This window comes from Rhizobacter sp. P1_G5 (genome assembly GCF_056405435.1).
Genome location: NZ_JBFUCB010000338.1, coordinates 1 through 6,493 on the forward strand (window position 1 = coordinate 1; position 6,493 = coordinate 6,493).

Annotated in this window: 8 protein-coding genes; 1 reads left to right on the forward strand and 7 read right to left on the reverse strand. The window is 71.2% G+C overall.

Features of this window, described 5'->3' with window-relative positions; translation table 11 throughout:
- A partial coding sequence (locus AC1D12_RS20980) for an MBL fold metallo-hydrolase (protein ID WP_477842614.1) occupies positions 1–644 on the reverse strand: 644 nt, incomplete at its 3' end.
- Positions 645–745: 101 nt separating this feature from the next.
- Between AC1D12_RS20980 and AC1D12_RS20985 the strand changes: the two genes are divergently transcribed.
- Positions 746–1,267 (forward strand): DUF4142 domain-containing protein, encoded by a 522-nt coding sequence (locus tag AC1D12_RS20985; RefSeq protein ID WP_477842616.1) that lies wholly within the window; start codon positions 746–748, stop codon positions 1,265–1,267.
- A 6-nt stretch (positions 1,268–1,273) separates the two neighbouring features.
- Here AC1D12_RS20985 and AC1D12_RS20990 read toward each other — a convergent pair whose 3' ends face one another.
- The 6 genes from AC1D12_RS20990 to AC1D12_RS21015 form a co-directional block, all read right to left on the reverse strand.
- Entirely contained in the window at positions 1,274–1,843 is a 570-nt protein-coding gene (locus tag AC1D12_RS20990) for a YceI family protein (RefSeq protein ID WP_477842618.1), read from the reverse strand.
- A gap of 92 nt (positions 1,844–1,935) precedes the next feature.
- The gene (locus tag AC1D12_RS20995) at positions 1,936–2,901 is read right to left on the reverse strand and encodes a Bug family tripartite tricarboxylate transporter substrate binding protein (protein WP_477842620.1); all 966 of its coding nucleotides are present in this window, start codon (positions 2,899–2,901) and stop codon (positions 1,936–1,938) included.
- A 27-nt stretch (positions 2,902–2,928) separates the two neighbouring features.
- Positions 2,929–3,909 carry a hydroxymethylglutaryl-CoA lyase gene (locus tag AC1D12_RS21000; protein WP_477826914.1) on the reverse strand — a complete coding sequence of 327 codons (981 nt, stop codon included), beginning with the start codon at positions 3,907–3,909 and terminating at the stop codon, positions 2,929–2,931.
- Positions 3,906–5,114, reverse strand: a complete 1,209-nt coding sequence (locus tag AC1D12_RS21005) for a CaiB/BaiF CoA transferase family protein (protein WP_477842621.1) — start codon at positions 5,112–5,114, stop codon at positions 3,906–3,908. Before AC1D12_RS21005 ends, AC1D12_RS21000 begins: the two co-directional genes overlap by 4 nt.
- Before the next feature lie 84 nt (positions 5,115–5,198).
- On the reverse strand, positions 5,199–6,092 hold the full coding sequence (locus AC1D12_RS21010; protein ID WP_477826912.1) for a LysR substrate-binding domain-containing protein: 894 nt from the start codon (positions 6,090–6,092) through the stop codon (positions 5,199–5,201).
- On the reverse strand, positions 6,089–6,493 hold a 405-nt coding region (locus AC1D12_RS21015), incomplete at its 5' end, for a response regulator (RefSeq protein ID WP_477842623.1). The genes AC1D12_RS21010 and AC1D12_RS21015, both read right to left, overlap by 4 nt.

Genomic DNA, 6,493 nt, shown 5'->3' on the forward strand with positions numbered 1-6,493 from the left:
AGCATGCGCTGCACCGACTGCTTCAGCGCCTCGGGCTCGAACTGCACCGGCGTCGTGGTGGGCAGCAGCCACGGGCCCTGCGCGGTGTCGAACTCGCGGTAGCTGAGGCCGAAGGTGTCGCCGGTGAAGAAACCGCGGCTGCGCTCGTCCCAGATGCAGTGGTGGTGGCGGGCATGCCCCGGCGTGTCGATCAGCACCAGCGGCCGGCCGGCGAGCTCGACGACCATGCCGTCATGGCTCTCGACGACGCGCTGTGCCGGCACCGGCACCACCTCGCCGTAGGCCCGCGTCACCTCCTGCGCGCCATACACCGCGCGGGCGCCGTTCAGCAGCGCGAGCGGCTCGATCATGTGGCGCGCGCCGCGCGGGTGGGCCAGCAGCTTCGCGTCGGGCAGCGCCTGCATCAGCGCACCGGCGCCGCCGGCATGGTCGAGGTGCACGTGGGTGACGATGACCCAGTCGACAGCGCTGCGCTGCAGCCCGGCCGCCTCGACGGCTGCCAGCAGCCGCGGCAGCGAGTGCGTGGTGCCGGTGTCGATGAACGCGCCGCGGCCGTTCTCGACCACCAGGTAGCAGGCATCGAAGGCCGGGCGGTGGAAGCCGGTGTCGATGGTGTGGATGCCGAAAGCAGGGGTATCGACCATGATCGCCATTCTCCTACGGCGAACTCGGAACGGGCCGACAGCCGGCGCGCGCGGCGGCTCCCAGACTGGAAGCCTCATTGGTCCCTGAAGAGGAGTCCGCGATGAAACTGCTCACACGATTCACCACCCGGCGATTCACCACGCTGCTGATCGCCGGTGCGGTCTGCGGCCTCGCCGCCACCGCTGCGCACGCCCGTTCGGACGCATCGTTCATGAAGGAAGCCGCGCAGGCCGGCAACGCCGAGATCGAGGCCAGCAAGCTGGCGCAGACCAAGGCGCAACGCACCGACGTGAAGACCTTCGCGCAGACGATGATCGACGACCACACGAAGGTGGCCGACGAGCTGAAGGCGCTCGCCGCGAGCAAGAAGGTCGAGCTGCCGACCGGCCCGTCGATCACGCAGAAGGGCGAGCTGAAGCTGATCGACGCCGGCGCCGACGCGAAGTTCGACGAGCGCTATGTGAAGGCCTTCGGCGTGAAGGCGCACGAGGACGCGGTCAAGCTGTTCGAGCAGGCCGCGAAGGAAGCCCAGGATGCCGACGTGAAGGCCTTCGCGCAGAAGACCTTGCCGGGGCTGCAGCACCACCTGGAGATGGCCCGCTCGTTGTCGAGCAAGCCCTGAAGAACGTCACTGCGTGGCGACCGCTTCGACCTGGATGCGCAGCGTCACATCCATGTTGAAGTGCCAGTCCTTGCCGGCGTCGATGCCGAACTGGTCGCGCTGGATCGTCGTGATCGCGTCGGCRCCGCACATGTCGCGCTTGAGCATCGGGTGCGGGATGCACTTGAGCCAGTTCAGCTTCAGGGTCACCGGCTTGGTCACGCCATGCAGCGTCAGCTCGCCGGCCACTTCGGTCGGCACGCCGCCGACCACCTTGTCGAACTTGCCCTTGTAGGTGGCCTTCGGGAATTTCTTGACGTCGAACAGCTCCTTGCCCTGGGCCACCTTGTTCAGCGCGTCCTGCCCGAAGTCGGCACTGCCTGGCAGCACGGTGATCTCCAGGTCGCCGCTGCCGGTGGCCTTGTCGTAGTGCACCGTGCCGCTGCTCTTGTTGAACTTGCCGCGCCACACCGAGATGCCCATGTGGTCGGCCTCGAAGCTCGGGAAGGTGTGGTCGGGGTCGATCTTGTAGGTGACCGGGGCGGCGTGGGCGGTGCCGGCGATCAGCAGGCCGGCGAAGGACAGGGCAAGGCGCATGGAGGTTCTCCTGGAGGTGGGTTGAGGTGAACGGCACCGCGATTCTCGGTGCCTTCTTCCTCACGACGAACCAGGCCTCCAGGAATCGACACTCAGTCGCCCTCGATGTGCGCGCTCTTCACCACCTCGCCCCAGCGCACCAGTTCGTTGCGCGCCAGGTCACCCAATGCCGTCGGCGCCAGGTAGTCGGCCGTCGCCCCTTGTTCGGCGGCCTTCTGCTTGAAGGCCGGCGTCGCCATCACCTGCGCGATCGTGCGCGTCAGCTTGTCGACCACCGCGGCCGGCGTGCGGGCCGGTGCGAACACCGCGAACCACGAGGTCGCGTCCAGCCCGGGCAGGCCGGCTTCGGCGGCGGTCGGCACGTCGGGCAGCGACGGCAGCCGGTGCGCTCCGGTGACGGCCAGCGCGCGCAGCTTGCCCGACTGCACGAACGGGAGGAACGGTGGCGGCGTGCCGAAGCTCAGGTCGACCTGCGAGCCCAGCAGGTCCTGCAGCGCCGGGCCGGTGCCCTTGTACGGCACGTGGGTCATCTGCACGCCGGCCTGCTGCGCGAGCATCGCGCCGGTGACGTGCTGCAGCGAGCCATTGCCCGACGACGCGAAGCTCAGCTTGCCGGGGTTCTGCTTCGCATAGGCGACCAGCTCGGCCAGCGTCTTGACCGGCAGCCCGGCGCGCACGACGACCAGCTGCGGCGCGTTCAGCACATTGGCCACCGGCTGCAGGTCGCGCTGCTCCCACTGCGACTGCTTCATCAGGTGCGGCGTGATCACGTGGTAGCCGGAGTACTGCATCAGCAGCGTGTAGCCGTCGGGCTCGGCGCGCTTGACGGCCACCGCGGCGATGCCGCCGCTCGCGCCGCCGCGGTTGTCGACGACGACCGTCTGGCCGAGCGCCTTGCCCAGCGGCTCGGCCAGCATGCGCGCGGCCAGGTCGGTGGTGCCGCCGGGGGCGGTCGGCACGATCAGCGTGATCGGCTTGGAGGGATAGGGGGCGGCGGCCAGCACCGGGAGCGAGAGGGCGGCCAGCGACAGGGCGATGGCGTGCAACGTGCGGTTCATGGAATGTCTCCTGTGTCGTGATCGGGTTCAGCCGCGGGCCAGCGCGCGTGCACGCGTGGCCTCGAAGTCGGCGGGCAAGGGATGCAGGTCGAGGCGCCGGCCGGCCTTGACGACCTGGCCGGGCAGCGCGTGGCCGATCAGCGCCGGCAGGCGCGATGCGGCCGCCAGCAGCGCCGGCAGGTCGACGCCGGTGTCGTAGCCCATCAGCGCGAGCGCATGCACGATGTCCTCGCTGCAGACGTTGCCGCTCGCACCCGGCGCATACGGGCAGCCGCCCAGGCCGCCGAGCGAGGCGTCGAAGCGGTCGGCACCGGCCTCGATCGCGGCCAGCAGGTTCGCGAGGCCGAGGCCGCGCGTGTCGTGGAAGTGCACCGTCAGCGCGGTGCCCGGCCAGCGCGCGCGGAAACCCCGCACCAGCGCCTGCACCTGGGGCGGGTACGCCATGCCGGTGGTGTCGCACAGCGTCACGCCCTGCGCGCCGAGTTCGTCGACGAAGCGCTCGCACCAGTCCAGCACCGTGCCGGCCGGCACCTCGCCTTCCATCGGGCAGCCGAAGCAGCACGACAGCGAGACGTTGACGGCCACGCCGGCCTCGCGCGCCAGCGCGGCCACCTGCGACAGCGCGGCGAACGACTGCCCGCGCGTCATCCGCAGGTTGGCGAGGTTGTGGCTCTCRCTGGCCGACATCACCAGGTTCAGCTCGTCGGTGCGGGCCTCGATCGCGCGCTGCGCACCGCGCACGTTGGGCACCAGTGCGCTGTAGACGACGCCGGGCCGGCGCGCGATCTCGCGCATCACGACCTCGCCGTCGCGCAGCGCCGGGATGGCCTGCGCCGAGACGAAGGCGGTGACCTCGATCTTGGCCGCGCCGGCCTGCGACAGCGCATCGATCAGCGTGATCTTGTCTTCGGTCGGCACGAAAACGGGTTCGATCTGCAGGCCGTCGCGCATGCCCACCTCGCACAGGCGCAGGCGCCGGTCGTTGCCGTTCCAGATGCTGTTGCTCATGCCACCACCCCCCGTTCGCGCAGCGCGGCGATCTCGCCGTCGCGCAGCCCCAGTTCATGCAGCACCGCGTCGGTGTCGTCGCCGAGGCCAGGCGCCGAGCTGCGCACGCTGCCGGGGGTGGACATCAGCTTGGGCACGATGCCCGGCACCTCGAGCGTGTCGCCGGCCCGCGTGGTCTGCGCGAGCAGCATGTCGCGCGCCCGGTAGTGGGGGTCTTCGGCGATGTCCTGCGCGGTGTAGACCTTGCCGCAGGGCACGCGCGCTTCTCCCAGCACGGCCAGCACGTCGGCCACGTCGCGTGGCGCGGTCCAGGCCTCGATGGCGGCATCGAGCTCGGCCACGCGCGCCACGCGCCCGGCGTTGGCGGCGAGCCCTGCATCGTTGCCCAGCTCCTCGCGGCCGATCGCCTGCATCAATCGCTTGAAGATGCTGTCGCCGTTGCCCGCGATCAGCACCACGCCGTCGCGGCAGCGGTAGGCGTTCGACGGCGCGATGCCGGGCAGCGCGCTGCCGGCCGGCCCGCGCACCGCGCCGAACGCGCTGTACTCGGGCAGCAGGCTTTCCATCACGTTGAAGACGGCCTCGTTCAGCGCCACGTCGATCACCTGGCCGCGCCCGCCGTGGGCCTGGCGGTGGTACAGCGCGGTCAGCACGCCGATGCAGCCGTGCAGCGCGGCCAGCGTGTCGCCGAGCGAGATGCCGCAGCGCACCGGCACGCGGCCGGGCTCGCCGGTCAGGTGGCGCAGCCCGCCCATGGCTTCACCGATCGCGCCGAAGCCGGGCAGGTCGCGGTACGGCCCGGTCTGGCCGTAGCCGGAGATGCGCAGCATCACGAGACCCGGGTTCAGCGCCGACAGGGCCTCGTAGCCGAGCCCCCAGCCTTCCAGCGTGCCGGGGCGGAAGTTCTCGATCAGCACGTCGGCCTGCGCGATCAGCCGGCGTGCGATTTCCTGGCCTTCGGYGTCGCGCAGGTCGAGCGCGATCGAGCGCTTGTTGCGCGACTGCACCTGCCACCACACGGAGGTGCCGTCCTTCAGCAGGCGCCAGTTGCGCAGCGGGTYGCCGCTGCCGGGCGGTTCGATCTTGATCACGTCGGCGCCGAATTCACCGAGCGTCTTGCCGGCGAACGGGCCGGCGATCAGCTGGCCCATCTCGACGACGCGCACGCCGTGCAATGCGCCGGGGGCGGGGGAGGGTGTGTTCATCGGGCCATTGTCGAAACCGGCCCGGCGATGGGGAATGGCAAAGGCGTGCAGCGAGCTTTCGCGGTTCGCGAAAGCGGCCGCGGGTCAACCCGGATCGAGGTGGTCGATCAGCAGCCGCACGTGGCGCGACACGGCGGCCGCATCGCGCACGCCGAGCAGCAGCTTGCGGCGCGCCCAGTCGTCCGCGAGGCCGACCTGCCGCAGGTCCATCGAGCGCAGGTGCGGCAGGATCGCATCGCGCGGCAGCACGCCGATGCCGAGGCCGGCGGCCACCATGCGGCACATCGCGTCGAAGCTGCGCACGCGGATGCGCAGCCGCAGCTGGCGCCCGAGCGCCTGCGCCTCGGTGTGCAGCCGGCGCGCCAGCGAGGTGCCTTCCGAGAGGCTCACGAAATCGCAGTCCAGCAGCTCCTCGAAGCGCAGGCTGCGCCGGCGCGCCAGCGCATGCCCGCGCGGCACCACCAGCACCAGCCGGTCCTCGCGGTAGTTCATCGTGTGCAGCCCGTGCGTGGCGGTGCGGTCAGCGAAGATGCCCAGGTCGGCCCGGCCGTCGAGCACGGCCTGCACCACCGCACTGCTGTCTTCCTCTTCCAGCTCGATGCGGATGCCCGGGTTCTGCGCGACGAAGGCGGCGATGTCCGGCGGCAGGAACTGCGTGATCGCCGAGGTGTTGGCCCACAGCCGCACCACGCCGACCAGCCCGGCCGCGTGGTCGGAGAGGTCGGCCGCCAGCCGGTCGACATCGCTCAGGATGCGCTGCGCATGCTGCTGCAGCGCCTGCCCGGCGGCCGTCAGCGTGACGCCGCGGGAATGGCGTTCCAGCAGCGTGCTGCCGACAGCCGCCTCCAGGTCGGTGATGCGCTTGCTGGCCGCGCCCACCGCGAGGTGTGCGAGCGCGGCGCCCTGGCTGATGCTGCCGCTGCGCGCGACCAGGCTGAACAGCTGCAGCGAGACGAGGTCGAGGCGGTGAAGATTCATGCGATCAGCGCCTCCAGGCTCTTGCGCGTGAACGGCTTCGGCAGGAAGGCGGYCGCGTCCGGCCAGTCGGCGCGCCGTGCATGCACTTCCGGCGGCAGGCCCGAGCTCAGCACGATGCGCTGCTGCGGCCAGTCATGCGCGATGCGGTGCCACAGCGCGATGCCGTCGCCGCCCGGGCCGAGCATCACGTCCGACAGCAGCAGGTCGAACGGGCCGTGCGCCACCATGCAGGCGAGCGCGTCGTGCTCCGACGCCACTGCGGTGACGCTGGCGCCCAGGTCGTCGAGCAGCGCGGCCGCAGTGGCGCGCACGCTGTCGTCGTCCTCCACCAGCAGCACGCGGGCTGCCGCGCCGCGCGCATGCACCGCCGCGCGCGGCAGCGGGGCCGGCGCACCGGCTGT

Coding starts and splice junctions, on each gene's coding strand:
- AC1D12_RS20985 (WP_477842616.1), top strand. CDS start 746: ATGAAACTGCTCACACGATTCACCACCCGGCGATTCACCACGCTGCTG.
- AC1D12_RS20995 (WP_477842620.1), bottom strand. CDS start 2,901: ATGAACCGCACGTTGCACGCCATCGCCCTGTCGCTGGCCGCCCTCTCG.
- AC1D12_RS21010 (WP_477826912.1), bottom strand. CDS start 6,092: ATGAATCTTCACCGCCTCGACCTCGTCTCGCTGCAGCTGTTCAGCCTG.